Origin of the sequence: Thalassospira tepidiphila MCCC 1A03514 (genome assembly GCF_001662875.1) — a bacterium.
Taxonomy (GTDB): domain Bacteria; phylum Pseudomonadota; class Alphaproteobacteria; order Rhodospirillales; family Thalassospiraceae; genus Thalassospira; species Thalassospira tepidiphila.
This window is the reverse complement of sequence record NZ_JPVZ01000002.1, coordinates 130,528-156,055: the sequence shown is the minus strand read 5'-3', so window position 1 is coordinate 156,055 and position 25,528 is coordinate 130,528. Positions and strand designations below refer to the sequence as shown.

At 55.4% G+C, this 25,528-nt stretch carries 24 protein-coding genes; 5 read left to right on the top strand and 19 right to left on the bottom strand.

Annotated features, from left to right (window positions below; all coding sequences use genetic code 11):
- Positions 1 to 260 precede the first annotated feature (260 nt).
- From TH4_RS04685 to iadA, 14 genes are all read right to left on the bottom strand, one after another.
- Positions 261 to 1,154 carry an SDR family oxidoreductase gene (locus TH4_RS04685; RefSeq protein WP_064780141.1) on the bottom strand — a complete coding sequence of 298 codons (894 nt, stop codon included), beginning with the start codon at positions 1,152 to 1,154 and terminating at the stop codon, positions 261 to 263.
- A 22-nt stretch (positions 1,155 to 1,176) separates the two neighbouring features.
- A complete protein-coding gene (locus tag TH4_RS04680) occupies positions 1,177 to 1,983 on the bottom strand; it encodes an enoyl-CoA hydratase/isomerase family protein (RefSeq protein WP_064780140.1) in 807 nt (268 codons plus the stop codon).
- A 62-nt stretch (positions 1,984 to 2,045) separates the two neighbouring features.
- The gene (locus tag TH4_RS04675) at positions 2,046 to 2,576 is read right to left on the bottom strand and encodes an acyl-CoA thioesterase (protein WP_064780139.1); all 531 of its coding nucleotides are present in this window, start codon (positions 2,574 to 2,576) and stop codon (positions 2,046 to 2,048) included.
- A gap of 55 nt (positions 2,577 to 2,631) precedes the next feature.
- Positions 2,632 to 4,416, bottom strand: a complete 1,785-nt coding sequence (locus tag TH4_RS04670; RefSeq protein ID WP_064780138.1) for an acyl-CoA dehydrogenase C-terminal domain-containing protein — start codon at positions 4,414 to 4,416, stop codon at positions 2,632 to 2,634.
- 22 nt (positions 4,417 to 4,438) lie between these two features.
- On the bottom strand, positions 4,439 to 6,763 hold the full coding sequence (locus TH4_RS04665) for a 3-hydroxyacyl-CoA dehydrogenase/enoyl-CoA hydratase family protein (protein WP_064780137.1): 2,325 nt from the start codon (positions 6,761 to 6,763) through the stop codon (positions 4,439 to 4,441).
- Positions 6,763 to 7,899, bottom strand: a complete 1,137-nt coding sequence (locus tag TH4_RS04660; RefSeq protein ID WP_064780136.1) for a thiolase family protein — start codon at positions 7,897 to 7,899, stop codon at positions 6,763 to 6,765. The genes TH4_RS04665 and TH4_RS04660 overlap by 1 nt, the downstream gene beginning before the upstream one ends.
- 45 nt (positions 7,900 to 7,944) lie before the next feature.
- Positions 7,945 to 8,349 (bottom strand): MerR family transcriptional regulator, encoded by a 405-nt coding sequence (locus tag TH4_RS04655; RefSeq protein WP_064780135.1) that lies wholly within the window; start codon positions 8,347 to 8,349, stop codon positions 7,945 to 7,947.
- A gap of 104 nt (positions 8,350 to 8,453) precedes the next feature.
- Positions 8,454 to 10,145 carry a long-chain-fatty-acid--CoA ligase gene (locus tag TH4_RS04650; RefSeq protein ID WP_064780456.1) on the bottom strand — a complete coding sequence of 564 codons (1,692 nt, stop codon included), beginning with the start codon at positions 10,143 to 10,145 and terminating at the stop codon, positions 8,454 to 8,456.
- 95 nt (positions 10,146 to 10,240) lie between these two features.
- Positions 10,241 to 11,551, bottom strand: coding sequence for an OmpP1/FadL family transporter (locus TH4_RS04645; RefSeq protein ID WP_063086512.1), 1,311 nt, complete (start codon positions 11,549 to 11,551; stop codon positions 10,241 to 10,243).
- A 54-nt stretch (positions 11,552 to 11,605) separates the two neighbouring features.
- Complete coding sequence (locus TH4_RS04640) at positions 11,606 to 12,274, bottom strand: DUF6134 family protein (protein WP_064780134.1); 669 nt, start codon at positions 12,272 to 12,274, stop codon at positions 11,606 to 11,608.
- A gap of 33 nt (positions 12,275 to 12,307) precedes the next feature.
- The gene (locus tag TH4_RS04635; RefSeq protein WP_064780133.1) at positions 12,308 to 12,604 is read right to left on the bottom strand and encodes an SCP2 sterol-binding domain-containing protein; all 297 of its coding nucleotides are present in this window, start codon (positions 12,602 to 12,604) and stop codon (positions 12,308 to 12,310) included.
- Positions 12,605 to 12,840: 236 nt separating this feature from the next.
- On the bottom strand, positions 12,841 to 13,428 hold the full coding sequence (locus TH4_RS04630; protein ID WP_064780132.1) for an RT0821/Lpp0805 family surface protein: 588 nt from the start codon (positions 13,426 to 13,428) through the stop codon (positions 12,841 to 12,843).
- Entirely contained in the window at positions 13,425 to 13,658 is a 234-nt protein-coding gene (locus tag TH4_RS04625; protein ID WP_008888617.1) for a hypothetical protein, read from the bottom strand. Before TH4_RS04625 ends, TH4_RS04630 begins: the two co-directional genes overlap by 4 nt.
- Positions 13,659 to 13,860: 202 nt before the next feature.
- The gene (gene iadA / locus TH4_RS04620; protein WP_064780131.1) at positions 13,861 to 15,030 is read right to left on the bottom strand and encodes a beta-aspartyl-peptidase; all 1,170 of its coding nucleotides are present in this window, start codon (positions 15,028 to 15,030) and stop codon (positions 13,861 to 13,863) included.
- 159 nt (positions 15,031 to 15,189) lie between these two features.
- Between iadA and TH4_RS04615 the strand changes: the two genes are divergently transcribed.
- Both TH4_RS04615 and TH4_RS04610 read left to right on the top strand, forming a co-directional pair.
- Positions 15,190 to 15,822, top strand: coding sequence for a LysE family translocator (locus TH4_RS04615; RefSeq protein WP_064780130.1), 633 nt, complete (start codon positions 15,190 to 15,192; stop codon positions 15,820 to 15,822).
- 75 nt (positions 15,823 to 15,897) lie between these two features.
- Positions 15,898 to 17,154: a CynX/NimT family MFS transporter gene (locus tag TH4_RS04610; RefSeq protein WP_064780129.1), complete on the top strand. Its 1,257-nt coding sequence runs from the start codon at positions 15,898 to 15,900 to the stop codon at positions 17,152 to 17,154.
- Positions 17,155 to 17,187: 33 nt separating this feature from the next.
- On the opposite strand, the gene gcvA is transcribed toward TH4_RS04610, so the two are convergent.
- Positions 17,188 to 18,108, bottom strand: a complete 921-nt coding sequence (gcvA, locus tag TH4_RS04605) for a transcriptional regulator GcvA (protein WP_245227738.1) — start codon at positions 18,106 to 18,108, stop codon at positions 17,188 to 17,190.
- A 291-nt stretch (positions 18,109 to 18,399) separates the two neighbouring features.
- On the opposite strand from gcvA, the gene TH4_RS04600 reads away from it, so the two are divergent.
- Genes TH4_RS04600 through amaB form a run of 3 tightly spaced genes read left to right on the top strand, consistent with a single transcriptional unit; the run spans position 18,400 to position 22,495 of the window.
- The gene (locus tag TH4_RS04600; RefSeq protein ID WP_064780127.1) at positions 18,400 to 19,587 is read left to right on the top strand and encodes an NAD(P)/FAD-dependent oxidoreductase; all 1,188 of its coding nucleotides are present in this window, start codon (positions 18,400 to 18,402) and stop codon (positions 19,585 to 19,587) included.
- Between the two features lie 31 nt (positions 19,588 to 19,618).
- Positions 19,619 to 20,935, top strand: a complete 1,317-nt coding sequence (locus TH4_RS04595; protein ID WP_083996974.1) for an aspartate aminotransferase family protein — start codon at positions 19,619 to 19,621, stop codon at positions 20,933 to 20,935.
- A 60-nt stretch (positions 20,936 to 20,995) separates the two neighbouring features.
- Entirely contained in the window at positions 20,996 to 22,495 is a 1,500-nt protein-coding gene (amaB, locus tag TH4_RS04590) for an L-piperidine-6-carboxylate dehydrogenase (protein ID WP_064780126.1), read from the top strand.
- Between the two features lie 135 nt (positions 22,496 to 22,630).
- Here amaB and TH4_RS04585 read toward each other — a convergent pair whose 3' ends face one another.
- The 4 genes from TH4_RS04585 to thiM all read right to left on the bottom strand — a co-directional run bounded on the left by TH4_RS04585 (position 22,631) and on the right by thiM (position 25,471).
- Positions 22,631 to 23,236 carry a superoxide dismutase gene (locus tag TH4_RS04585; RefSeq protein ID WP_064780125.1) on the bottom strand — a complete coding sequence of 202 codons (606 nt, stop codon included), beginning with the start codon at positions 23,234 to 23,236 and terminating at the stop codon, positions 22,631 to 22,633.
- Between the two features lie 296 nt (positions 23,237 to 23,532).
- Entirely contained in the window at positions 23,533 to 23,838 is a 306-nt protein-coding gene (locus TH4_RS04580; RefSeq protein ID WP_064780124.1) for a hypothetical protein, read from the bottom strand.
- A 179-nt stretch (positions 23,839 to 24,017) separates the two neighbouring features.
- The gene (gene thiE / locus TH4_RS04575; RefSeq protein WP_064780123.1) at positions 24,018 to 24,665 is read right to left on the bottom strand and encodes a thiamine phosphate synthase; all 648 of its coding nucleotides are present in this window, start codon (positions 24,663 to 24,665) and stop codon (positions 24,018 to 24,020) included.
- Positions 24,662 to 25,471, bottom strand: coding sequence for a hydroxyethylthiazole kinase (thiM, locus tag TH4_RS04570; protein ID WP_064780122.1), 810 nt, complete (start codon positions 25,469 to 25,471; stop codon positions 24,662 to 24,664). Before thiM ends, thiE begins: the two co-directional genes overlap by 4 nt.
- Positions 25,472 to 25,528: the final 57 nt, after the last annotated feature.

Genomic DNA, 25,528 nt, shown 5'->3' with positions numbered 1-25,528 from the left:
TAACCACTCCTTCGCTTCACGCTTTTTCATCATATCCCTCAACGTCTAGCGTTTAATGCGAAGGCGGCACCGCCATTCTCCCCGTGGCGGTGCCTTTATGTGCGCAACTTGTATGGTGTTTGCGCAAAAAAGAACCCGCCACAAAGGGCGGGTTTAGTTCAGCGGGCGAGAGAGCCCGATTTCCAGTGCAGATCATCCACAGCCGTAAAATCAGGCCCCTACGAGACGCCGAGGCACACACTTCCCCGGCGCCATGACGGTCAGGCTGCTTTGTGAAAGCGGCCCAGTTTCGTAAGAAGTTTTGCAACCTGCGGGTCGTTCCTGCCGTTGCGATCAAGCTCCAGGAAGAAGTCCGGATAGGGCGGCTTGCCGGGGGTCAGGTTGTATTGTTCGAAATCGGTGACACCGATGGCCTCAAGCACACTTTCATCGGTAAAGAAGCCCCCGGTAATTTCGCGCGATGGCGCGGTCAAGATGGCATGCGCCGCATCGGCCAGAATTTGCGGTGTGCGTGCACGGCCCTGCTCAAGACCGGGGATCATGTTTAGTGCCGCGGTCTCAATCACCGTGACCGGCCAAAGCGAATTGACGGCCACCCCTTCATCGGCAAACTCGGCTGCCAGACCAAGCGTGATCAGGCTCATGCCGTATTTTGAAATCGTATAGGCCGTATGATTGGCAAACCATTGCGCAGAAAGATTGGGCGGTGGTGACATGGTCAGGATATGTGGGTTGTCCGACTTCAGAAGATGCGGCAGGCAGGCCTGGGCACAGGCAAAGCTCGCACGCGTATTGACCTGATGCATCAGGTCAAACCGCTTCATCGGGGTTTGCAACGTTGGGGTCAGATTGATTGCGCTGGCATTGTTGATCAGGATGTCGATCCCGCCAAAGGTTTTGACCGTCTTTGCGACCGCCTCGGCAATCTGGTCTTCATCGCGAATATCGGTCTTAAGGGCCAGTGCCTTGCCACCAACTTCCTCGATCTCGGCAGCCGCACTATGGATGGTGCCGGGCAGTTTCGGGTGCGGTTCATCGGTTTTGGCAATGATCGCAACATTGGCCCCATCGCGCGCCGCACGCAGGGCAATTTCCTTGCCGATGCCGCGCGATGCGCCGGTGATGAACAGTGTTTTGCCTTTAAGACTCGTCATCAAATTCTTCCCTGAATTCTTCTTATGATTTGCCAAAACGCGGCGTGCGTTTTTCCACAAAGGCCGTGACGCCTTCGCGGAAATCGGCACTTGCGGCGCAATCAGCGAATGATTTGGCCTCGGCCTTCAGCTGTGTTTGCAGATCGGCCTCGGGGGCTGCATTCAGCAACGCCTTGGTGCGGGCAATCGCATCGCGCGGTCCGGCGGACAAACGGGTGGCGTATTTTGCCGTGGCGGATGCCAGCAGATCTGCCGGGACGACCTTGTTGATCAGGCCGCAATCATGGGCTTCATCGGCCCCTAACCGATCGCCAAGCAGCGCGATTTCCTTGGCCTTTTTCATGCCGACCAACCGGGTCAGCGAATGGGTTGCACCACCATCGGGCGAGGTGCCGATATGGATATAGGCCAGGGTGAAAACGGTTTCCTCAGCCGCGATTGCAAGGTCGCAGGCATTCATCAGACTAATGCCAAATCCGGCAACAGCCCCTTCAAGCTTGGCGATCACCGGGCGGGGCAGGGCATTGATGCGCAAAACAATTTCGTGAACCCGATCAATCAATGCTTCGATTGAGGAGCGGGTGTCTTCGACCGGGCTTTTTGACACCTGATGGAAGAACTTCACATCGCCGCCGGCCATGAAAGTACCGCCCGATCCTTCGATGATGACAGCGCCGATATCGGGAAGGTTGGCTTCGATCTTGTCCATGGCAGCTGCCAAGCCACTGACCATCGCCTGATCAAGGGCATTCATGCGGTCCGGGCGGTTCAGCGTAATCGTTGCGACCGCATCAGTGATGTTGAGCAATACGGCGTCATCGGATGCCATGATGTTTCCTCCTGCGCGGTGTTTTTCCGCAATTCTCCCGGTTTTCCGGTTGTTCGTGTGTGTTAAATCGCCAGTCGTGCTTCGATTGCGGTTTCCATATCGGGCCACCCAGAGAGCCAGTCGGGCATGGAAGGGGATGTTTCATCGGCACCGACCATCCGACAGATAACCTCGGGCGCAACAATGCCATCCGGGCCGACAAAAACCGCCTTTACGACGCCAAGGGCCAGCGTCTTGCCTTTGGCCACAAAGCGTTGCTCGAGATAGAAGCCCTTTTCATCCCAATACAAAGCCTGCGTTTCGAGCGCGAATTTCTGAAACGGTTTGATCGCGCGTTTGAACCGCATGGTCGATCCTGACACCACCGGCTGCCATTTGCGTTTCAGCATCTGCTTGGCAATGCCATTGCGCATGATCAGTTCGGTTCGGCCCAGATCCATCAGCGCGAAATAGCGTGAATTGGTCATGTGCACATTGATATCAATATCCAGCGGCCATGCCCGGAAATGCAGGGTCGATGGATCAAGCGGGTGCAGGCGGGGCCGCAACAAGGACAGGATCACCACACGGATCAGTCGGAAAATCAGGTTCACGACAAGGCTCCGTGTCCGGGTGACAGGTCTTTATGCATGCGGCCCACAGCCATGATCAGAACAGCTCCTCGTCAAGTGCCATCATGGTCGTGGAACCAGACATGATCTGGCTGAACATGGCACCGGACTGAGGAAGGATACGTTCCATATAGAACTTCGCTGTGATCAGCTTGCCCTTATAGAACCCGTCTTCGTCATCGTCCTGTTTGGCGAGTGCGATTTCCGCCATGCGGGCCCACATGAAGCCGACAGCAACCAGACCGAACAGACGCAGGAATTCGGTTGCGGCAGCACCGGCTTCATCCGGGTTTTTCATGCCGCGCTGGGCAAGTTCGCCGGTAGCCTGTTGCAGGCGCATGAAGGCCTTGGCCAGTGGCTGAACATATTCACCAAGGTCGCCGTTCGAGACATTGGCTTCGATATATTCCTGAACCGGGTGGAAGAAACGACGCAGGAAACGACCAGCCTTGGTCGGCATCTTACGGCCAACAAGGTCAAGCGCCTGAATACCGTTCGTACCTTCATAAATCTGGGCGATACGGGCGTCACGAACATACTGTTCCATGCCCCATTCACGGATATAGCCGTGACCACCAAAGACCTGAACACCAAGGTTGGTGTTGTCAAAGCCCCAGTCGGTGAACAGCGCCTTGACGATCGGGGTCATCAGTTGAACGAACTCGTCAGCCTCTTCGCGTTTGACCGGATCTTCGTGGTGTTTGGCGGTATCAAGTGCGCGTGCCACCCACATGCCCATCGCCCGGCAACCTTCATTGGTGGCCTTCGCGGTCAGCAGCATGCGCCGCACATCAGGATGCACGATGATGGAATCTGCGGGCTGGTTCGGGGATTTCGCACCGGTCAGGGCGCGCCCCTGCAGGCGATCCTTGGCATAGGCCCGCGCACCCTGATAGGCCGCTTCGCCAAGGCCAAGACCCTGAATGCCAACCGAAAGGCGTTCCTGGTTCATCATGGTGAACATGGCGGGCATGCCCTGATGGGGTTCACCCACCAGATAACCGACCGCGCCATCAAAGTTCATGACACAGGTCGATGATGCCTTGATGCCCATCTTGTGTTCGATGGAACCGCATTTGACCGCGTTGCGATCGCCAAGTGATCCGTCATCACCGACCATGAATTTCGGGACAAGGAACAGCGAAATGCCCTTGGTGCCGCTTGGGGCGTCAGGCAGCTTGGCCAGAACCAGATGGATGATGTTTTCCGTCAGGTCATGTTCCCCGGCGGAGATAAAGATCTTGGTGCCGGAAATCGCATAGGACCCGTCATCAAGGGGTTCTGCCTTGGTCTTGATGATGCCAAGATCTGTACCGCAATGCGGTTCGGTAAGGCACATGGTCCCCGACCAGGTGCCTTCGACCATCTTGGGCAGGAATTTGTCCTTGAGTTCGTCCGATGCGTGGCTGTGTAGCGCCGCATAGGCGCCAAAGGACAGACCCGGATACATGCCAAAGGACAGGTTGGTCGAACAAATCATTTCCTCGACCAGGGCATTGATGGATTTCGGCGCGCCCTGACCGCCATATTTCGGGTCACAGGCAATCCCGGTCCAGCCGCCTTCGGCAAAGGTCTGGTAGGCTTCCTTGAAACCTTTGGGGGTTGTGACGACGCCGTCATCCCAAGCGCAGCCTTCCTCGTCGCCCGACCGGTTGATCGGGAACAGGACTTCTTCGCAGACTTTGGCGGCCTCTTCGAGAACCGCATCGACCACATCGGGTGTAAAATCCTCGCAACCGGGCATCTGATTGATATCGTTGAAATCAAACAGCTCGGTCAGGACGAAGCGCATGTCGCGCAGGGGTGCTTTATATTCAGCCATTTTACTTTTCCTCCCGGACCGGTCAGTTGCGCAGCGGCTTGCCGGTCAGCAGCATATGCTCAACCCGGGCCATGGTGCCTTCATTGCGGACCAGACGCATGAAGCCTTCGCGTTCCAGTTCAAGAATATCGTCTTCGGAAAGTTCCTCGGTCACGTCTGTATCGCCACCGGCCAGAACATTTGCCAATTCACCGGCGACCACCCGGTCGTAATCGGTGGCCTTGCCAAGACGGTGGAATCCATCGACCGCCATTTCAAAGGCAACCCGGGCGGCTTCGCCCGGCAGGCGATAGGTAAATTCTTCGGGTGCTTCGTAACCATCGACCATCGAAAGTGCGCGTTCCTTTGCATCGGCCAGCAAACGGTTGCGGTTCATGGTGATGCCGTCAGTTTCGCGGAAGAACAGGTTTTCCTTTGCCTCCATCGCCGATTTGGCAACGGTCGCGACCGAGATGATCTCAAACGCCTTGGCGCTTGGGGCCATCGGGCCTTTGACGAATTTGGGATTTTCCGCCCAGCGACGGATCATTTCCTTACACCCACCCCAGGCCGGGATCAGACCCACACCGGGTTCAACAAGCCCAATATAGGTTTCCCCGTGCGCCTGAACCGCATCACAATGCAGCAGAACTTCACAACCGCCACCAAGGGCGAGGCCACTTGGGGCACCGACGACCGGGAACGGCGAGTATTTAAGCGCCTTGTAGGTTTCCTGACCGGTTTCAACGAGGTTTTCGATCTCTGGCCAGGCAGCGATATTGGCGGCAAACAGCGCCAGACCGAGGTTTGCCCCGGCTGAGAAGTTGCTTGCTTCGTTATAGATCACCATCGCCTTGAACTGCTTTTTGACAGTCCGGATGGATGTCTTGATCGCGCCAAGCACATCGGCATCAAGCGCATTCATCTTGGTATGGAATTCAAGGCAGGCAACGCCATCACCGATATCCCAAAGCGATGCGGCGCGGTTGCCGGCAACCCGTTCGGATTTGCGTTTGATATCTTCAAGCAGGATGACGCCATCCGGGCGGGTGACCTTGGCATATTCGCCATCAAAGCCAAGGTAATAAAGATCACCATCCTTGACCTTGTAGAACGACTTGCCTGCGGCCTTTTTCAGCAATGCCGGGACTTCAACGCCGTCTTCTTCAAGCATCGAAATCAGGGCATCAACGCCAATGGCATCAATCAACTCAAACGGCCCAGTTTTCCAAGCATAACCCAGCTTCATCGCATCATCGACATCGACGATGGAATTCGCCGCCGCCTCGGCAATAAAGGCAGCATAGGCCAGCGTCTTGCCCATGACAGCGCGGCCATATTCGCCACCCTTGTCAGATGCTTCCATCATTTTGCGCGGATCTTTGCCAGCGGCCCGGACACTGCCCAAACGCGCCTTTTCGGATTTGGCGAATTCACCGGTTTGCAGATCCACCGATTCCTTGACCTTCTGACCACCTTCGCGGTTCAGGCGGTAAAAACCACCCTTGCCCTTGCGCCCGGTATAACCATCGGCAATCAGTTTGCTGACCAGCTTGCTTTCGCGATAGATCGCGTGGAACGGATCGGATTTATCAAGGAGTCCAGCCATGCTTGATTGCACATGGGGCATCAGATCAAGACCCACCAGATCCATCAGGCCAAAGACGCCGGTTTTGGGAATACCAAACGGACGGCCAATGACGCTGTCGGCTTCTTCGACCGTCAGTTTGCGGTCCATGGCCTCAACCATGGCGGCCTGAATCCAGTAGACGCCCAAACGGTTGGCGATAAAGCCCGGTTCGTCATGGCAGGTGACACAGGTTTTGCCCAGTTTGCGATCAGCAAAATCGGCAACTGCATCAATCACACCATCGCGGGTGACACCCGATCCAACCAGCTCCAGCAGGCGCATATAGCGCGGCGGGTTGAAGAAGTGGGTAATGATGAAGTCCTGTGCGAAGCTTTCATCCATCCCGTCAATCAGGGTGGCGAGCGGAATGGTCGAAGTGTTTGATGACACCACCGATCCCTTGGCACGGACCGCATCAATCTTGCGATACAGGTCCTGTTTGATATCAAGACGTTCAATGACGGCCTCGATCACCCAGTCACATTTGGCGATTTTATCAAGGTCATCCTCGATATTGCCGCACGTAATCAGCTTGGTGACCCGTTTGGACATGAACGGTGCAGGGTCGGTTTTCAGCATTTTGGCAACCGCGCCCTCGGCAACCGCATTACGGTTTTTGGCACCTTCGGGCACGATATCAAGCAGCAGGACGGGTGTCCCTGAGTTGGCGATATGGGCAGCGATCGCAGCCCCCATAACACCGGCGCCAATAACGGCGACCTGTTTAATGGTGGTCATTACATCGCCTCCAGAATGGTCGCGATCCCCTGACCCCCGCCAATGCACTGGGATGCCAGCGCATATTTGCCGCCATCACGTTTCAGGATGCTTGCGGCCTTGCCAACGATACGCGCCCCGGTCGCACCCAGCGGGTGACCAATCGCCAAGGCACCACCATCAATATTGACCTTGGCACCATCCAGACCCAGATCGGAAATGCTTGCCATGGCCTGGGACGAAAAGGCTTCGTTGAGCTCGGTCACATCAATATCGGCCGAGGTCAGGCCCGCCCGCGAAAGCGCCTTTTTCGATGCGCCAATCGGGCCAATGCCCATGATTTCCGGAAGACAGCCATCAACTGCAACCGACTTGATACGTGCAATCGGTGTCAGGCCGTTTTTAGCGGCATAGTCTTCGGAGCAGACCAGAACAGCCGACGCACCATCGGTCAGCGGGGAAGAGGTCCCCGCGGTAACAACACCGTCCGCCTTGAAGGCTGGTTTGAGGTCAGCCAAGCCTTCGGCGGTTGTTTCTGCGCGGATGCAGCCATCTTCGGAAACAACACCATCCTTGGTCTGGATCGGGATGATTTCATCCGTGAATTTGCCAACAGCCTGCGCTGCGGCGGCACGCTTGTGACTTTCAACTGCAAAAGCTTCCTGATCGGCACGGGTCAGGCTGTATTTGGCAGCAACATTTTCGGCCGTATCGCCCATGCCCATATAGGCTTCGGGCATGGATTTATAAAGCTCCGGATTGGGCAGGGGGTTAAAGCCCATCATCGGAACCCGGGTCATGCTTTCGACACCGGCACAGATAAAGACATCACCGGCACCGATCGCGATTGCACCAGCCGCCTGATGGATCGACTGCATGGACGATCCGCAGAAACGGTTGACCGTTACACCACCAACAGAACGCGGCAGACCGGCGATAAAGGTGATCAAGCGGGCAACATTCAGGCCCTGTTCGCCTTCCGGGAAGGCACAACCAAGGATCAGGTCCTCGATCGCGTTGGGATCAATGCCGGTCTTTTCGACCAGACCTTTGACGACCTGCGCCGCAAGGTCGTCTGCACGGACCTTTGCAAGGGCCCCTTTACGGGCCGGGGTAAAGGGTGACCGGACATATCCGGCAATTACGGCGTTGGTCATGGCTTTGTCTTCCTTCCTGAGCTGTCCTCTGATCCGGGCAACTTGTTACGATGCCGGATCGAGTCCCTTTTCTTTAAGTGCATCAACCGATTGCTGTTCGATATCACGCAGTTCATCCAAAGTGACGTCCAGTGCCTGACGCTGTTCTTCCAGGTCAGTAATCCGTTCCCGAACGCGTTCCAGAAGCATCTTGATCTGCTCTGCCTGGGTTGGGTCTGCGCCGTAAAGATCAAGGTAGTCCGCGATCTCTCTTAAGCTGAAGCCCAGTCGCTTGCCCCGCAAAATGAGGAGCAGTTTGGCGCGATCCTGTCGGGTATAGACCCGGGTGGTGCCGGCACGTTGCGGGTTTAAAAGCCCCTTTTGCTCGTAAAACCGGATGGTGCGCGGCGTAATGCCAAGATCGTCGGCCAGTTCGGGAACGGTATAAAACCGTTCGTCAATTTTTGTCATTGTTCGCCCCTTATGGTATCTATTTTTCAGTATACGTCAATTAGTTTACGTTAACGTCACTTAAGTTTTTTCAGTGTGTGTATGGTGACGCCAACGCATTGTAACTAAACCGTATTTCCTTCTCTCTTTTGTCGTTCTTCTTCGACCAGCTCCTTTTTCGACAGCTTGCCGACCATGGTTTTGGGAAGTTCTTCGCGAATTTCGATTTCGCGCGGCATTTCGATTCTTGAAATCTTGTCATCAAGAAATGCCCGCAGATCTTCGGCGGTCACATCGGTGACACCGTCTTTCAGGCGAACAAACGCCTTTGGCGCCTGACCACGATATTGATCGGGGATCCCGATGCAGGTGACCTCGGCAACCTTGTCATGCAGATAAAGTGCCTCTTCGATGGCACGCGGATAAACGTTGTAACCACTGCACAGGATGACATCCTTAAGACGATCAACCAGGAAGGTGTAGCCATCCTCATCCTGATAACCGACATCACCGGTCCGCAACCAACCATCGACAAATGTCTCGTTGGTGGCCGTTTCGTTTTGCCAGTAGCAAGGCATGACTTGCGGGCCACGAATACAGACCTCACCCTTTTCGCCAAGCGCTACGACCGTATCCGGCCGATCAAGAGACCTGATTTCGATCTTGGTTCCGGGCAACGGCCGCCCGATCGAGCCTTCCTTGTTCTCACCCTTAAGCGGGTTGCAAGTACAGACCGGGCTGGCCTCTGACAGGCCATATCCCTCAACCACCTTGGAGCCGGTAATCTCTTCGAACCGGTGTTTGACTTCAACCGGCAGCGGCGCACCGCCCGAAATGCAGCAACGGATGTGTGACAGGTCGTATTTGAGTGTTTCCGGCGAATTGTTGATCGCCGTATAGATCGTCGGAACACCCGGGAAGATGGTGGCCTTTTTCTTGTCCAGCGCCTTGATCAGGGAACCTAACTCAAAGCGGGGCTGCAACACCATTTCCGCACCAAGGTTGACCGATGTGTTGAGCGCCACGGTCATCGCAAAAACATGGAAGAATGGCAAAACGCACAGGGTCACTTCGTGGCCCGGTTTGGCGTCTGGCATCCAGCGGGTTAGCTGATCAACGTTTGCACTCAGATTGGCATGGGTCAGCATCGCACCCTTCGGGCGCCCGGTCGTGCCGCCGGTATATTGCAGAACCGCCAGATCGTTCACGTCGATATCCAGCACGCGATCAATCGGTTTGCATCCGATGACGCGGGAATAGGGGATGTGACGCAGATCTGTTGGCACATCGGCCAGTTCGCTGCGCTTGAACAGCGAAAACAGAACACTTTTAACCGGCGGCAAGATGCCGCTCATTTCGCAGACCACGATCCGCTTGAGGCAGGTTTCATCAAGGCATGCTGCCACCTTGGGATAGATCTGTTTGAGGTTCAGCGTCACCATCAGGCGACAGCCTGAATCTTCGATCTGATAGGCGATCTCGCGCTTGGCGTAGAGTGGATTGAAATTTACGACCACGCCGCCACATTTCAGGATCGCGTAATAGCAAACCACGTAATAGGGCGTATTGGGCAGACACAGCCCGACCTTGTCACCCTTGCGCACGCCAAGCTGTTTAAAGCCTTCGGCAGCACGGTCGATTTGCTCGGAAATGGTCTTGTAATCATAGACCCGACCGAGGAAATCCAGACAGGGGCGCAACGGAAACCGTGCCGCCGCTTTGTCGAAAATCTCATGGACCGGGCAGGTTCTTACCGGCGAGCTGATATCAACGCCATCGCGCAGGATCGGGGATTCTTGGACGTTTACTTTGTTCACTTGCGTTAACTCCATTACGTTAACGTCACTTTGCGGGCAAAAAAGGGAGCCCGATGCGGTGCGCCATAGCACCTCGCATCGGACAGTATAGCAAATCAGAACTTGAAATTCGCCTGCAACGCGATGATGTCGACTTTGGCTTCGTAGTCGGCAGCATAATTACCAACGAGCGAAGACGCGTGATCTACGCGTGCTTCATCAGCAAAGATATGAGTATAACCCAGTGTCACATCAGCCCAATCAGCAGCCTTGTATGTTGCGCCAAATGAGACCCAGTATCGGTCTGAATCCGGCAAGCGCACATTGCGGTTACGGGTTTGGATCGGGGTCTCATCATAGGCCACGCCACCGGTAAACGACCATTTTTCGTCATACTGGTAACGTGCACCGAGGGCACCAAACCACGACGTTCCCCACTGATAATTTTCAGTTGTACTACCAGTGGCAGTCGAGGCGGAGTTAATCAGGCCGCTGTAGTTAAAGACTAGATCGCCAACTGAGTTCCAGTTGGTCCATTGCACGTCACCCATGACAGTCCACTTATCAGACAGGTCGTGAGAAATACCGAAAGCAATAGACTCCGGCGTGGTGATCTTGGCATTTGCATCTCGGTCCGTGTAGGGCGTGGCCAAGTTTTTTGCGGCATTGTCGAAGGTGATATCGCCTTTGAGTTTATGTTCAACCTCGGAGATATAAGAAAGACCAACACGGGTGGTTTTCGTGACTTCCCAGTTCATCCCGGCTGTCCAGCCGTAGCCGATGTCGTCGCCTTCAATCGTAGAGTTACCCTCTGCAACGGCGCCACCAAGCGACGGAACGGCTTTACTAAGGGCGGCCTCGAATCTTTGAACCTGCGGTCCCGCACCAATGCTCAGCCCATTGTCGAAACGATAGGCAACAACTGGTTTGATATTTACTGTCTTGATTTTTGATGTCGTACCAAAAAAGCGTCCGGCGAAATCTGAATCGTTGTCGGTCACGAGACCCCAAGGTGCCGTAATCGAAACACCGAGATTGATCTGATCGTTTAGCTTCCAGACAGCATGTGCGTTTGGTACCGCAGCATCCTGTGCCATATCCTTGTAGCCACCGCCGGTTTGTGCGATCACCGTTCGTGCGCCATTGGTTGCAACGGTGTTGGTCGCTTTCGCCACCGGGCGAATGACCGTAATACCTGCGCTATAGCTGGTTTCTTTGTACTGCCCAACTGTGCCTGGGTTGTAGGACATCGTCGATGCGTCGGTTGACAGTGTGGTCATGCCGGCAAAGCTTGAACCCTGAAGGGTGCCGCTGGTTTCACGGACTTGAAAACCGGACGCTTGCGCGGTGCCAACACTAGCGAGTGCGCATAGAAGTGCAGTACCCGAAGCTGCACCCCAAAGGCAGCTCTTCTTGAAGTAGGACATCTGTTTCTCCCTAATCTTTAAACGTTTCAAATCTTTGATTTAAAACGCCCGCTTTTATTGCTGAGGGTTTATCGCATCGACCCTGATAAAATCGATGTCGTAACCCTTCCTTTTAAAACTCGTTTTGAGTAGTTTGCCGTCGGTGCCGTACCAGAGGTGCCGTTCGACATCGCCAGACATTTCGTAATGGACTGCCGGCGTTTCCCGGCTTTCGACCATGACGCTTTCTTCGCCAACCCTTTGCGTGTGCACAGTGTAGGGTTCGGCATTGATGACACTAAAGAGATCGGTTTTACCCGTGACATCCTCATGCCACAGGGTCAGCGGCCAGGCCGCATCACAGGCGTCGCGTTTCCCGACACCTTTGCCCGCCAGCGCATAACAATCTTCGTCATAGCTGGCCTGCCAGGTGTAGTGTGTGCCGTCATCATTGGTGGTGGTTTCGACCGAGACCAGCTTTCCGTCCTGCCATTGTTCGGTACGCTGATGGTCGTAATGGAACTTCAAAAACAAAACTCGCAAATCGGTCAGCGTTTTGATCGTCACGGTTTGACCGTTTGCTGTTGGCGCAATTTCGACGGTTTCATAACCTATCGGTTCCCCGTCCTTGAGGACGCGGAAATTGAGCATTTCCGATCCGGATGCCAGCGACGCGGTGGCATATTGAATCGTAAAGCCGGCAATCAGGGCCGATATGCTGCCTTTTGCGATGCGATTACGCATGTTTCCCTCGTCAAACAGACCATACCGACAAAGCTAGTCGAGCATCGATGACAGCTTTGCTGCCACACCCATGGAGCCCTTGATCTTCAGTTTGCCCATGGTAAAGGCAAGCATCGGGTCAAGCTTTCCGGCGATCAGCTTTTCGAGGTTGGCTTTCTTGATCTTGAGAATGCAATCGGCATCGGACGGATCATCATCACTGATTTCCGGCTCGTCGCCGGTGGCATCAATTACGATATGTCCATCATCGCCACAGTCGAAGGCGACGACAGCATTCAGACCGCGCAGTTGCGGCAGTTTTTCTTTTACGGTTTCGAGGATGTTATCCACGAACGCCTCCCTCAGTCAGCAGGTATTTTTGTTTTGATTATGACAGGACTGTAACGCAAAGTGACGTTAACGTAAAACAAATAACGGATGCGAGAGTATGGCCACCTTTAAGGCATTGAATTGAAATAATTTAAGATGCGCTACGTATCAGATAACGTACAAAAAAAAGCCCGGCATTGCCGGGCTTTTTGCGGGGCATGGCCCCAGATTGAAATATGCTTGGCGCGTTTTGGTTCTCAGGACACGATCTGCCAGGAACCATCAGGTTGACGGCATGCCGTACCAAAGGTTTTGTGCAGTTTTCCACCAATATTGGCGGTTGCACTATATTCACGGCAATAGCGTCCCTGGGCATTTTGCCAGCTACTGGTCGGAACAACATTATAGTTGCGGCCCGAATCGGGGTTCTGCCACCGGACGGCCTGCCCATCAGGGGCGCGCTGCAAGGCATAGCCGGTACAAGCCAGATCACCCTGATCAAGGCTCTGGCCAATCGAGTAGCCACTGAGCATGCCAAGAATGGCACCACCAATCATGGCCGCATCCCGGCCGCTTCCCTTGCCGATGGTTGAACCAAGAACCGCGCCTGTGCCACCACCAATGATGGCACCAACCACATCACGGTTACAGCGCAGGAAACCACCGTCGGCGACAAAAAGCTCGTTACCGTGGGGGCTATAATTGCGTTTGTGCCCTTTGTGCTGCTTGGCACGATAGCCATGGGCAGGTGCCCATGACGGCGGATCGGCCTTAACGGGCGCAGGTGCAGCGAAAGGCAGGGTCAGGCCAAATGCAGCGACCAGAAGAATGATCCGTTTCATCATTTCCGGGCCTTCTCATTCTCGTGCATGATATAGCCCGCACCGGTACCCACCGCGCCGCCAATTACCGCGCCACAGGTAACACAGCCACCGGTGATCACGGTGCCAACAGCACCCACACCGGCGCCAATCGCGCCGCCACTCAGCATTTTCTGGTCCCGGTCATTCAATCCGCTACAAGCCGAAAGCCCCAATGCGCTTGCAACGGCCAAAATCATGGCTGTCTGTCGCATCTCTCGTGTCCTTTCCAAGGTTTTTGGGCACAAGTCATTCATGGACCTGTGTCTGATCGCAAAGCTTGCCGGGGAAATAGGCACGAGGTTTGGCCGCATTGGGGGCTATTTGGGGCAGATATGACGACAAAAAGGCACCAAATCCGCAAATTATTGGTTTCTGGTGCCTTTTTACCTGCCGTAATCCGGTCCAAAGACCAAATTAATCCTCAAAAGTACCGCGGAGCAGTCGTTCCTTGGCAATCATGGCCGGTTTTCCGCGTGCAATGACGCTATCGGGGGTTGAAGCATCATCGAAAACCAGGATATCGGCATCATAACCGACCTTGAGCTGGCCTTTATGTGCCGCAAGGCCCAGCATGCGTGCCGGATTGATCGTAATCGGGGCCAAGGCGGTCGGGATATCAAGCTTTTCGACTTCGACCAGATCGGCAAATTCGCGCGGTACGGTTTCAAAGCCAGCCACTGAAAGCCCGATCATATTGCCATCAGTATCAAAATCCGGCAGTGACCCGTTGCCATCCGATGTCATTGAAATGCGATCCAGCGGAACGCCATCAGCCAGGCATTCGGCAATACTGGTCGATGTTTTGGTCGCCCCCTTGGGATCGGCTTCGGCGTCAATCCCAGTGGTGAAATCGATATTGCCGCCACGCTTTGCCCAGAGTTTGGCCGCATCAAGCAAGGCGCGCTTGCGGTTGACGTGGGTCGGGATGAACTGGCCGATCGGGATTTCGGTCTGCTCGATCACAGCAATCAGGGGATCAAAGTGCCCGTCACCATCGCCCAGATGCACGACAACCGATCCGGCCTTGCCCGATGTTATACCTCCAATGCGCGATTGGGATGCGATGCGGGCGAGCTCCTCAACCGTGCTTTGGCTGCTGCGGTGATCTGAAATCGCTGTTTTCAAACCGATACAGGCATCCAGAAACGTCACGTCATCACCGATATTACCGGTCAGGGTTGGTGACGGCACGCGATAACCACCTGTGAAGAACCAGGCAGAAATGCCTTCTGTTCGAAGCGCCTTGGTCTTGGCATACAGCGATGCGATGTGGCGGGTGGCGGCATCTGTGCCCAACAATCCACAAACAGATGTGATGCCGGCTTCGATCAGTTTGCCAACCGCAACTTCGGGCGTACGCGTGGCAAATCCGCCTTCGCCACCGCCCCCGATCAGATGGACATGTCCGTCGATAAAGCCTGGTACAGTCATCTTGCCGCCAAGGTCGACCGTCTTGAATTCGGCCGGAACAGAAACCACCAGATCCGGGGCAATGGCGACGATTTTTTCGTCACAGATCAGGATATCATTGATGCCAAGTGGCGTCGGGGCGAAGACGTTGGCATTCTTGAGCAACAGAAACATGTTTTAAAACCGTATTTTACGAAATGCTGTGTTCAGGTGGCAGGCTGGCGCGAATGCGCATCATAGCGACAGTTCATTTCCGTTGAAACGGTTCTGGCAAGCAGATAGCTTTCGATAAAATCAAGCGGGAATAAACCTGCGTCACCCAAAGGAAACGTTATGAGCTTCGCCGCCTGGTTGTCGGTTGCAACCATCTGTGTTCTGGGCGCAATGACACCGGGTCCAAGTCTGGCCGTTGTGTTGCGCTATTCTGTTGGTCATTCCCGCCAGGCCGGATTTGCCTGCGCCTTGGCGCATGCACTGGGTATCGGCTTTTATGCCGTGATCACCATGACCGGACTTGGCATCCTGTTTCAGACGGTGCCGGTCTTTCACAATGCGGTCAGTATCCTGGGCGCGCTTTATCTGATCTGGCTTGCAATCAAGGCGTGGCGTGGTGCCAAGGCGGGTGCGAAGTTTGATGTGGATAGTGCGGGCAAGGTATCAGGATCGATCCTGCAGGCTGCCCGCGACGGGTTCATGATTGCGTTTCTCAATCCCAAGATCGCGTTGTTTTTCCTGGCCCTTTTCAGCCAGTTTGTTTCGCCGGAGTTTGAATGGGGCGGCAAGTTCCTTCTGGCGTTTACCGCTGCAGTAATCGACGGGGCGTGGTATTGCCTTGTCGCCGTCGGATTGTCGCACGGGGCGGTGTTGCCGTGGTTGCGCGATCACGCTGGCTGGATTGAGCGGATCATTGCCGTTCTGTTTGTGCTGGTTGGGCTCCGGGTATTGTGGGGTGTTGTTGCGGCCTGAAAGCCCGCATTTTGAATTTATGCTCACCTAAATTTCTGTCCGCGCCACCATCGCGACATAACATGGATCATCCAGATGACTGACAAGACGGCCCCAAACGCCAATCCTTCCGAGACGCCAACGCCGGGAAAGGATGCCGCATCGAATGACGGGCGTGGCTTCCATCATTTGGGGTCGCATATCGGATTTCTGCTGGCGATCCTGCTTTTGGCGGCGAACATGCGGGGCAGCATTGTCGGTTTGGGGCCGTTGGCGGAAATCATTGGCACAGACTTGTCGCTTTCAGGCACTCAGCTCGGATTGCTCACAACGCTGCCGGTGCTGAGCTTTGGCGTGCTTTCAATGTTTGCGCCACGTCTGGGGCAGAAATTCGGTCTCGAAGCAACCCTTCTGACCATGTTGCTGTTTATCGCCATCGGGCAGGGGCTTCGCGCCAGCGGGGCCTATGACATCATGGTGGTCGGGACCATCATTTTGGGGGCGGCAATTGCGGTTCTGAATGTTTTGACCCCGTCACTGGTAAGGCGCAGCTTCCCGACCCATGTGGCACTGGTGACTGCCCTTTACACCTTCACCATGTCCAGTGGTGCGACGATCGCGGCATTTGTTTCGATCCCGATCCGAAATGCGGCGGATGGTGATTGGCGCTGGTCGCTTGGTGTTTGGGCGGTGTTTGCCGCGATTGCCTTTGTCTGCTGGCTACCGATGTTACGCTATCGCCATGTCGGGGCAGCCCCGGCACCGGTTACGCGTATTTCGCTTTGGAAAAACGTCGAAGCTTGGTGGCTTGCACTGTTCTTTGGTTGTCAGTCGCTGATGTTCTATACCGGCACCGCCTGGGTTGCCAAAGTGTTCATTGATCACGGCATTTCCGAGGCCGAAGCCGCCACGCTTCTGACCCTGTTTAACGTATTTGGCATTCCGGCCGCCTTTGGTGCGCCGCTGATTTATTCGAGGATTGCCAACAAGAAACTGGCGATGCTGGTGCTGCATATTCCGTTGATCATCGCCATTCCGGGCTTTGTCTTTGCCACCACCGAATTACCGTATGTCTGGGCTGTATGCATGGGGCTTGGACAAGGCAGCATGATCAGTATTGCCCTGACCCTTGTCGGCATGCGGGGAGCAGATCCGCAAACGTCGGCACGACTGTCAGGCATGGCGCAATCAGTGGGTTATCTGTTTGCTGCCATTGGGCCAGTTTTGTTTGGGGCCTTGCATGACCTTCTGGGCGACTGGCAGGTGGCACTTTACTTCCTGTTTGTGGTTGTCGCCGTGCAACTTTGTGCGGCGATGCGTGCAGGATCGTCCGCAAAGATTGGTGCGGACTAGATCAGCAACTGCTCAACTCAATTTGGCCAGTTCTCAGGAGGCGGTGCCCGACGGGATGGCGCGGTCATCCTGTTCGGTGCGACAGGTCGCAATCAGCCAGTCGCGAAATGCGCGGACTGCAAAGTTGTTTTCCTTTTCCTTGGGATAAACCACGTAATAGGCGTGCTGGTTGGGGATGGAGACATCAAAGGGTGCGACCAGACGCCCGTTTTCAAGTTCTTCACGCACCAGAAATTCCGGCAAAAGCGCCAGCCCAAGTCCCGCCACAGCGGCCTGAATGACCATGTGGAAATGCTCAAACCGGGGGCCAGCCAGTTCATCGACCACGGCAACGCCGGTGGCCGCAAGCCAGTCCTGCCAGGCGCGTGGGCGGGTGGAATGCTGCAACAAAGTACAGTTGCGCACCCGTTCGCGCGCAATCGGCAGATCGTCATTTTCCTTAAGCAGCTTGGGCGCACAGACTGCAATCAGGGTTTCCCCCATCAAACGGTGCGTCACACAGCCGGGCAGGTTGTCTTCACCAAAATGAATGGCGATATCGATACCCTCGCGATCAAAATTAAACTCCCGGGTCTGGGTAATGAGATTAAGCTGAATGTCAGGCCAGGTTGCCTTGAAATCACCAAGCCGTGGCACAAGCCAGCGTGCGCCAAAGGTCGGCAGGGTCCCGACATTCAACATCCCGCCCGCATCGGAATAGGCCATGACCTGAAGCGTGGCGGCCTCTGCCCGATCCAGAAGGTCACGCACCTGTGCGGCATAGGCTTCGCCGGCCGCGGTCAGTTTCAGGCGTTTCTTCACACGGCGAAACAGATCACGTCCCAGATATTCCTCAAGCGCACGGATCTGACGGCTGATTGCGCTTTGTGTCACGTTGAGTTCCTCTGCCGCGCGGGTGAAAGACAGATGACGGGCCGAACTTTCAAAGAATTGCAGGGCAGTAAGGGATGGCAAGACGCGGCGCATGGTAAAACCAGTTCATAACAAAACGGAATGATATGGTGCGAATATATCGTTTGTTTGCTTTGCAGCCAAGGCGTACGGTTTTAAACGGTTCATAGCCTCCTCGCGCCACCCCAAGAAGCGTTTGGGCTGACAGCCAACCGCGCTGGAATGCTGTTACTTTGGAATGTTTTGGAAGGATGGCTCCCCCTTCATTCGGATAACGGGTTCCAGCGCACCATCGCAAAATGCCGGTTCATCAATGGCCGGAAAGCAACAATTTGCATCGGGTAGAAGGCAAGAATGGGTTCTGTTGACGAAAATTATGATGTGATCATCGTCGGTGGTGCGGTTATCGGCAGTTCCATCGCATGGCATCTGACCGGTCGGGATGATTTCAAGGGCCGGGTTCTGGTGATTGAAAAGGACTCGACCTATGAATTCTGTTCGACGGCCCTTTCAGCTGCGTCGATCCGACAGCAATTCTCGACCCCGATCAATATTGAAATGTCGGCCTATGGCATTCAGTTCCTGCGTAATCTGAACCGCGACCTTGACCCGGAAGTCGACATTGCCCTGCATGAAAAGGGCTATCTCATTCTTGCCACCGATCAGGGCCGCGATATCCTGCGTCAGAACCATGCGACGCAAACCGAATTTGGCGGCGACATCATCTGGATGGAGCCCGATGACTTGGCCCAGAAATACCCATGGATGAATACATCCGATCTGGCGGCTGGTTGCTGGGGACGCACGGGCGAAGGCTGGTTTGATGCCTATTGCCTGATGCAGTCATTTCGCAAACAGGCACGTCGCCGTGGTGCTGATTACATTGACGGTGAAGTCGTCGAGGTACTGCGTGATGGTGATCAGGTTACGGGTGTGGTTCTTAAGGACGGTCGTCGTTTTGGCTGTGGCCAGCTTGTCAATGCGGCGGGCACCGGCGGATCAAAGGTCGCCCGGATGGCAGGTCTTGAAATTCCGGTCGAGCCGCGCAAACGCTGCATCTTTGTGTTCAATTGCCGGGACGCGGAAGACATCAGCGCATCCTGCCCGATGCTGATTGATCCAAGCGGCCTTTATGTCCGTCCGGAAGGCGAGTTCTTTATTACGGGTATCGCACCGCCCAAGGATCGTGATCCGGAATGCTGGGATTTCGACGTTGATCATAGCCTGTTTGACGACATCATCTGGCCGGGCCTTTATGAACGCTGTGAGCGGTTCGAGGCCATCAAGGTCGTCAATGCCTGGGCGGGTCACTATTCCTATAATCTGCTGGATCAGAACGCGATTCTGGGCCGTCACACGGACGTTAAGAACTTTATCTTTGCCAACGGGTTCTCGGGCCATGGCCTGCAACAAAGCCCGGCGGTTGGCCGTGGCATTGCCGAACTGATTGCAACAAACGGCTATGAAACCCTTGATCTGTCGGTGTTTGGCTATGAACGCATTCGCGACAACGCGCCGGTGCTTGAACTGAACGTCATTTAAATCATTAACAAGAAGGTCGGAGCAGCCCCACATGCCCCGTGACGAAAACACCAAACCAGCCCAAGACAGCACGCAGATGCGCGAGCGCGCAATCGCGTCGGTATCGGCCGGCGTGCGCAATGTGCATCCGGTCTATCTGGATCGTGCGCTCAATGCCGAGGCATGGGATGTCGAAGGCAAACGTTATATCGATTTCATTGGCGGGATCGGGGTTTTGACTGTCGGGCATCGCAACCCGGTGGTGATGGAACGTGTTGCCGCCCAGTGCGAACGCTTTACCCACAGCTGCTATAACGCGCTGCCCCACGAACCCTATGTCGCGGTGACCGAATGGCTGGCAGCAAATTGCCCGATTGAAGGTCCCGCAAAATCAATGCTGACCAATTCCGGGGCAGAGGCAATGGAAAACGCGCTGAAGCTTGCGCGCGCCTTTACCGGCCGCACCGGGGTGATCGCCTTTGAGGGCGGCTTCCATGGCAGGACGCTTGCGACCCTTGCGCTGACGGGTAAAACCAAACCCTATAAGACCGGGCTGGGTCCATTGCCGGGGCCGGTATGGCATCTGCCATATCCTTGCCCCGAAACCGGTGTATCTGATGATGATGCGATGGCCGCCATCGCCAAGCTGTTTGCCGTTTCCGCCGATCCGGCATCGGTCGGGGCGGTGGTGATCGAACCCGTTCAGGGCGAAGGCGGTTTTCGTGCCGCGGATGGCGCGTTTCTTGTCGCCTTGCGTCGCCTGTGTGATGAAAACGGCATGGTTCTGATTGCCGATGAGATCCAGTCGGGCTTCGCCCGGACGGGTAAGATGTTTGCCATTGAGCATGCCGGTGTTGCGCCCGATATCCTTGTCATGGGCAAGGGCATTGGCGGGGGCTTTCCGCTGGCCGCAATCACCGGTGCCGAGGATGTCATGAATGCGCTGGCCCCGGGGGGGCTTGGTGGTACTTATTCCGGCAATCCGGTGGCCTGTGCCGCGGCAACCGGCGTGTTTGAGGTGCTCGAGGCCGACAAGCTCACCGCCCGTGCCAAGCAGCTTGGTGAAAAATACGCCACCCATATCGCATGGTTGCGCGATCTGCCCGGTGGGCATGTGATCGGCAACATGCGCGGCATCGGGGCGATGCGCGCCTTTGAATTGATTGCAGATGACGGCAAACCGTCACCCGAACGTCTGCAATGCTTGTTGCAACTGGCCCGTGATAACGGGCTATTGTTAATGCCAAGTGGTGAACACGCCAATGTGGTGCGCCTGCTGGCACCTTTGACCATTCCGTTTGATCAGGTTGATGAGGCCTTTGCCATCATCGCCAAACAGCTGCCCAAGGTGGCGGATATCAGGGATTGAACAGAGATCGAATTTGCCGGTGATCCGCGCCGGAAAGTTTAAAACGAAGGGAGTTTTACTGTGAGCTACAAATCCATTCTGACCGAACTTGGTCTGTCCGAAGCAGAGATTGCCAATGGCACCCTCAGTGTCCAGACCCCGGTTGACGGTTCGGAATTCGCAAGTGTCACCGAAACCACCCCGGCCGAGATGACCGATGTTATCGGCAACGCCAAAAAGGCATTTGGCGCATGGCGTCAGGTTCCCGGTCCGCGTCGTGGCGAACTGGTCCGTCTTCTGGGTGAAGAATTGCGCGCAGCCAAGGAACCGCTGGGCCGTCTGGTATCACTTGAATGCGGCAAGATCTATCAGGAAGGTCTTGGTGAAGTTCAGGAAATGATCGACATCTGCGACTTCGCAGTCGGTCTGTCGCGCCAGCTTTATGGTCTGACCATCGCGTCCGAACGTCCGGGCCACAAGATGATGGAAAACTGGCATCCGCTGGGTGTTGTTGGCCTGATCACCGCCTTTAACTTCCCGGTCGCGCCGTGGGCATGGAACACTGCGCTTGCACTGGCTTGCGGCAACGCTGTGATTTGGAAACCGTCGGAAAAAACGCCGGTTACTGCCCTTGCCTGCCAGAAGATCCTAGAAAAGGCGATTGCCAAATTCGGTGATGCACCGGCCAATCTGCATCAGGTTGTTGTCGGTGATCGTGAAATCGGTGAAATCATGACCGACAGCCGCGACGTCGCGCTGATTTCAGCCACCGGTTCTACCCGCATGGGCCGCGAAGTTGCCCCGCGTGTTGCGCAGCGCTTTGGCCGTACCATTCTTGAGCTTGGCGGCAACAACGCCATGATCGTGACCCCGTCGGCGGATCTGGATATGACCGTGCGTGCTATTGTGTTCTCCGCTGTTGGTACCTGTGGTCAGCGTTGCACGTCGCTTCGTCGCCTGATCGTGCATAAGGACGTCAAGGATCAGCTGCTACCGAAAATCATTGCGGCTTACAAGTCGGTGAAAATTGGCGATCCGCTGGCCGATGGTGTTCTGGTTGGTCCGCTGATCGACGAGGAAGCCTTTAACAACATGCAGACTGCGCTTGCCAATGCCAAGAAAGACGGCGGCACCGTGCATGGTGGCGAACGTACCCTGGAATCGGAATATCCGAACGCGTTCTATGTCACCCCGTCGGTGGTTGAAATGCCGGGCCAGACCGAGACCGTGCGTCACGAGACCTTCGCACCGATCCTCTATGTCATGACCTACGAGACGCTTGAAGAAGCCATCGCGCTTCAGAATGACGTGCCGCAGGGCCTGTCGTCATGCATCTTCTCGACAGATCTGCGCGAAACCGAACTGTTCCTGTCCTCGGTCGGTTCCGATTGCGGTATCGCCAACGTCAATATCGGTCCGTCCGGTGCTGAAATCGGTGGTGCCTTCGGTGGTGAAAAAGAAACCGGTGGCGGTCGTGAATCCGGTTCGGATGCGTGGAAAGGCTATATGCGCCGTGCAACCAACACCATCAACTATTCCCGCGAGCTGCCGCTGGCTCAGGGCATCAAATTCGATATCTGATTACGCACCTGATCATGTTAGATCCAAACCCCGCCGGTTTGCCGGCGGGGTTTTTCATTGTTTGTGTTGCGCAAACAAAAAAAGCGGCCCCCGAAGGAGCCGCTTTTCGTAATTCAGTCTCAAAGAGTTGGCTGATTAGCCAGCTTTGGAGAAGCGCTCTGCTACATATTCCCAGTTTACCAGGTCGTTCAGGAACGCCTTGATGTAGTCCGGGCGACGGTTGCGGTAATCGATGTAGTAGGAGTGTTCCCAAACATCGCAACCCAGAAGCGGGGTCATGCCGTGAACCAGCGGGTTTTCGGCGTTCGGGGTGCCCGAAACAACCAGTTTGCCCGACTTGTTCATCGACAGCCATGCCCAACCGGAGCCGAACTGGCCAACACCAGCGGTGGTGAACGCTTCTTTGAAAGCATCAACCGAGCCGAAGTCTTCGACGATTTTCTTTTCGAGTTCGCCCGGGATGTTGCCACCGCCATTCGGCTTCATCATGTTCCAGAACTCGATGTGGTTCCAGTGCTGACCGACCTGGTTGAACAGCTTGGCCTTGTCCTTGTCGCCATAGGTCGCAACGACGAGTTCCTCAAGCGACTTGCCTTCAAGACCGCTGCCTTCGAGCAGTTTGTTGCCGGTTTCGACATAAGCATTGTGGTGCTTGTCGTGGTGGAACTCGAGGGTTTCAGCCGACATATACGGGTCAAGCGCGTCGTATGCGTACGGAAGTGCTGGGAGTTCAAGTGCCATGATACAGTTCCTCGACTTTCATTATTAATCTGTGCGGTAACGCAACATATCCCTTTTTGCGCCGTCGATAAAAGTGAAAATCCCGTGCAACATCTTGGAAACCTTTGTTGCAGGGCCGACTGGCGCATCCGGGTCGTTACCCGTGCTACTTTATCTAGCACGCACGAGCGTTTATGCAACGCATCGCCACATTACCTTTGAATGGTTCGATATATGATGAACATTCAGGCCATCAAAACGTTCCCGGATTTTCCGGAAAAATTTGAACGGTTTGGGTCGTGGCGCAGGCGGGATGCCTACTCTTTGTAGAGTCCTACCATCTTCTGGCTTTCGTCGCCATTTGTCAGTGTGACATCGTAGTCCCCGCGTTTAAGCGACGAGATGTCAATCTTGCACGGGAACCGGACGCAATCACGCCTGATGGCGATGGTGCCATCCGGGTGGCGCAACGTTACTTCACCGCGAACCATTTCGGAATGGATGGTAACGCTGTCGGTGGTCGGTTTGGGTGCGACCTTGATTGCAGCCAGCCCGGCTGTCGTGATCGTCATAAGCCCAATCAGGGCAATGGCAACCGGCTTACTACGCAGAGATCTCAGCATGGCTTCCTCGCGCGGTTGTTCTTGGTTGATGTCTGATAACTTGCGCTACGAAGCCGAAAAATTAACGGCGCAAATGGGGCATTTCCGTGCCGGTCATTGTTATTTGGGCGCAACAGCCATGCGTTTTGCGCCCTATAACAGCCCTGATCATTGCAGATCGGAACCGCGAAAGCCCAAGGTTACTGCGACAGATAGGTCCGCGCTGATTTGAGTTTTTTAGCGATATATGCGGTGGCCTGTTCGGGATCAGTCTGACCACAAATCGCCGAGACAACGGCAATGCCGTCAGCACCGCTTTCAAGTGCCGGCAGGGCGTGTTCACCCTTAAGCCCGCCAATCGCAACCGATGGCAGGCCGACCATCCGCACCAGTTTTTCAAGCCCGTCAAAGCCGATCGCCGGTTTATGGTCGGGCTTGGTTGCGGTGGCAAATATCGGGCCGATGCCGACATAATCGACAATCGTGCTGTCCACCTTTTGCGCGACATCTTCGCCTTCAATCGAAAGGCCGATAATCTTGTCCGGGCCAAGGCGGTCGCGGGCAATCTGCGAAGGCAGATCATCCTGACCGACATGCAGGCCATGTGCACCAATGGCAATGGTGGCATCAATATCGTCATTCACGATCAGTGGCACGTTTGTGCCTTCCATCGCCTTCATCAATTCCCGACCAACGCGAATGAGGCCCTCGGTCCCGGCCTTTTTATCGCGCAGCTGAATGAGGGTGGCACCGCCTGCAATCGCGGCCATCGTGGTTTCCACCATCGAATGGTCGCGACACAGATCGGGATCAAGCACGAGATAAAGCGACAGATCAAACGACTTCATAGAACATTGATCCGAAGGTTCTTGGCATAAGTCGCGCCATCAAGGCGATGCAGGCCATCGATAAAGGCTGTCATGAAGGATGCCGGGCCGTTTGCCGTATTGGCGGCGATTTCGCCCGCCACGGCAAAATTGCCAAGGGCGGCAACGGTGGCTTCAAACGCCTGATCGGGTGCAATCGCAAGATAGGCGCCAACAAGCGCCGTCAGCGAACAGCCTGTGGCGGTGACTTTCGGCATCAGGTCCGATCCACCGGCAATGCGCACGGATCGTTTGCCATCGGTGACAAAATCAACCTCGCCCGTAACAGCAACAATGGCACCTTGTGCGATGGCAAGGCCGCGTGCGGCTTCTTCAGCCTGTTCGACCGGATCGCCACTATCGACACCCTGACCAGCACTTTGGCCGCCGCCAAGCGCAATGATTTCCGATGCGTTGCCGCGAATGACGGTGGGTTTGAGTTTCAAAAGCTCTGCCACGGCATCGCGGCGATACCCGGTGGCAAAATGCGCCACCGGATCAAGCACCCATGGCTTGCCAGCTCTATTGGCTGCCTTGGCCGCGGCAATCATGCCTTCGACCCAGTTGGGCGAAAGGGTGCCGATATTGACCGTGAGAGCCCCGGCAATCGCAGCAAATTCACCGGATTCTTCTGGTGTGTGAACCATCGCGGGTGAGGCGCCAGCGGCCAGTAAAACATTGGCAGCATAGTTCATCGCAACATAGTTGGTGATGCACTGAACCAACGGATTGGTGGCACGCATGCGTTCAAAAAGATCAGTCGCGGTCTGGGAGGTTTCAGTCGTCATGTCGAGGCTCCAATGCAGAAACTTTGCGTATGGAGACCCAGTTCGAAGTCGGAAAGA

Bases quoted from the DNA above. Each gene is read 5' to 3' on its own strand.
- thiE (WP_064780123.1), bottom strand. From the start codon at position 24,665: ATGAAGTCGTTTGATCTGTCGCTTTATCTCGTGCTTGATCCCGATCTG.
- iadA (WP_064780131.1), bottom strand. From the start codon at position 15,030: ATGTTTCTGTTGCTCAAGAATGCCAACGTCTTCGCCCCGACGCCACTT.
- TH4_RS04595 (WP_083996974.1), top strand. From the start codon at position 19,619: ATGCCCCGTGACGAAAACACCAAACCAGCCCAAGACAGCACGCAGATG.
- TH4_RS04665 (WP_064780137.1), bottom strand. From the start codon at position 6,763: ATGACCACCATTAAACAGGTCGCCGTTATTGGCGCCGGTGTTATGGGG.
- TH4_RS04630 (WP_064780132.1), bottom strand. From the start codon at position 13,428: ATGATGAAACGGATCATTCTTCTGGTCGCTGCATTTGGCCTGACCCTG.
- TH4_RS04660 (WP_064780136.1), bottom strand. From the start codon at position 7,899: ATGACCAACGCCGTAATTGCCGGATATGTCCGGTCACCCTTTACCCCG.
- TH4_RS04655 (WP_064780135.1), bottom strand. From the start codon at position 8,349: ATGACAAAAATTGACGAACGGTTTTATACCGTTCCCGAACTGGCCGAC.
- TH4_RS04685 (WP_064780141.1), bottom strand. From the start codon at position 1,154: ATGACGAGTCTTAAAGGCAAAACACTGTTCATCACCGGCGCATCGCGC.
- TH4_RS04640 (WP_064780134.1), bottom strand. From the start codon at position 12,274: ATGCGTAATCGCATCGCAAAAGGCAGCATATCGGCCCTGATTGCCGGC.
- TH4_RS04670 (WP_064780138.1), bottom strand. From the start codon at position 4,416: ATGGCTGAATATAAAGCACCCCTGCGCGACATGCGCTTCGTCCTGACC.
- TH4_RS04580 (WP_064780124.1), bottom strand. From the start codon at position 23,838: ATGCTGAGATCTCTGCGTAGTAAGCCGGTTGCCATTGCCCTGATTGGG.
- TH4_RS04680 (WP_064780140.1), bottom strand. From the start codon at position 1,983: ATGGCATCCGATGACGCCGTATTGCTCAACATCACTGATGCGGTCGCA.
- TH4_RS04615 (WP_064780130.1), top strand. From the start codon at position 15,190: ATGAGCTTCGCCGCCTGGTTGTCGGTTGCAACCATCTGTGTTCTGGGC.
- TH4_RS04600 (WP_064780127.1), top strand. From the start codon at position 18,400: ATGGGTTCTGTTGACGAAAATTATGATGTGATCATCGTCGGTGGTGCG.
- thiM (WP_064780122.1), bottom strand. From the start codon at position 25,471: ATGACGACTGAAACCTCCCAGACCGCGACTGATCTTTTTGAACGCATG.
- TH4_RS04645 (WP_063086512.1), bottom strand. From the start codon at position 11,551: ATGTCCTACTTCAAGAAGAGCTGCCTTTGGGGTGCAGCTTCGGGTACT.
- TH4_RS04610 (WP_064780129.1), top strand. From the start codon at position 15,898: ATGACTGACAAGACGGCCCCAAACGCCAATCCTTCCGAGACGCCAACG.
- TH4_RS04625 (WP_008888617.1), bottom strand. From the start codon at position 13,658: ATGCGACAGACAGCCATGATTTTGGCCGTTGCAAGCGCATTGGGGCTT.
- TH4_RS04585 (WP_064780125.1), bottom strand. From the start codon at position 23,236: ATGGCACTTGAACTCCCAGCACTTCCGTACGCATACGACGCGCTTGAC.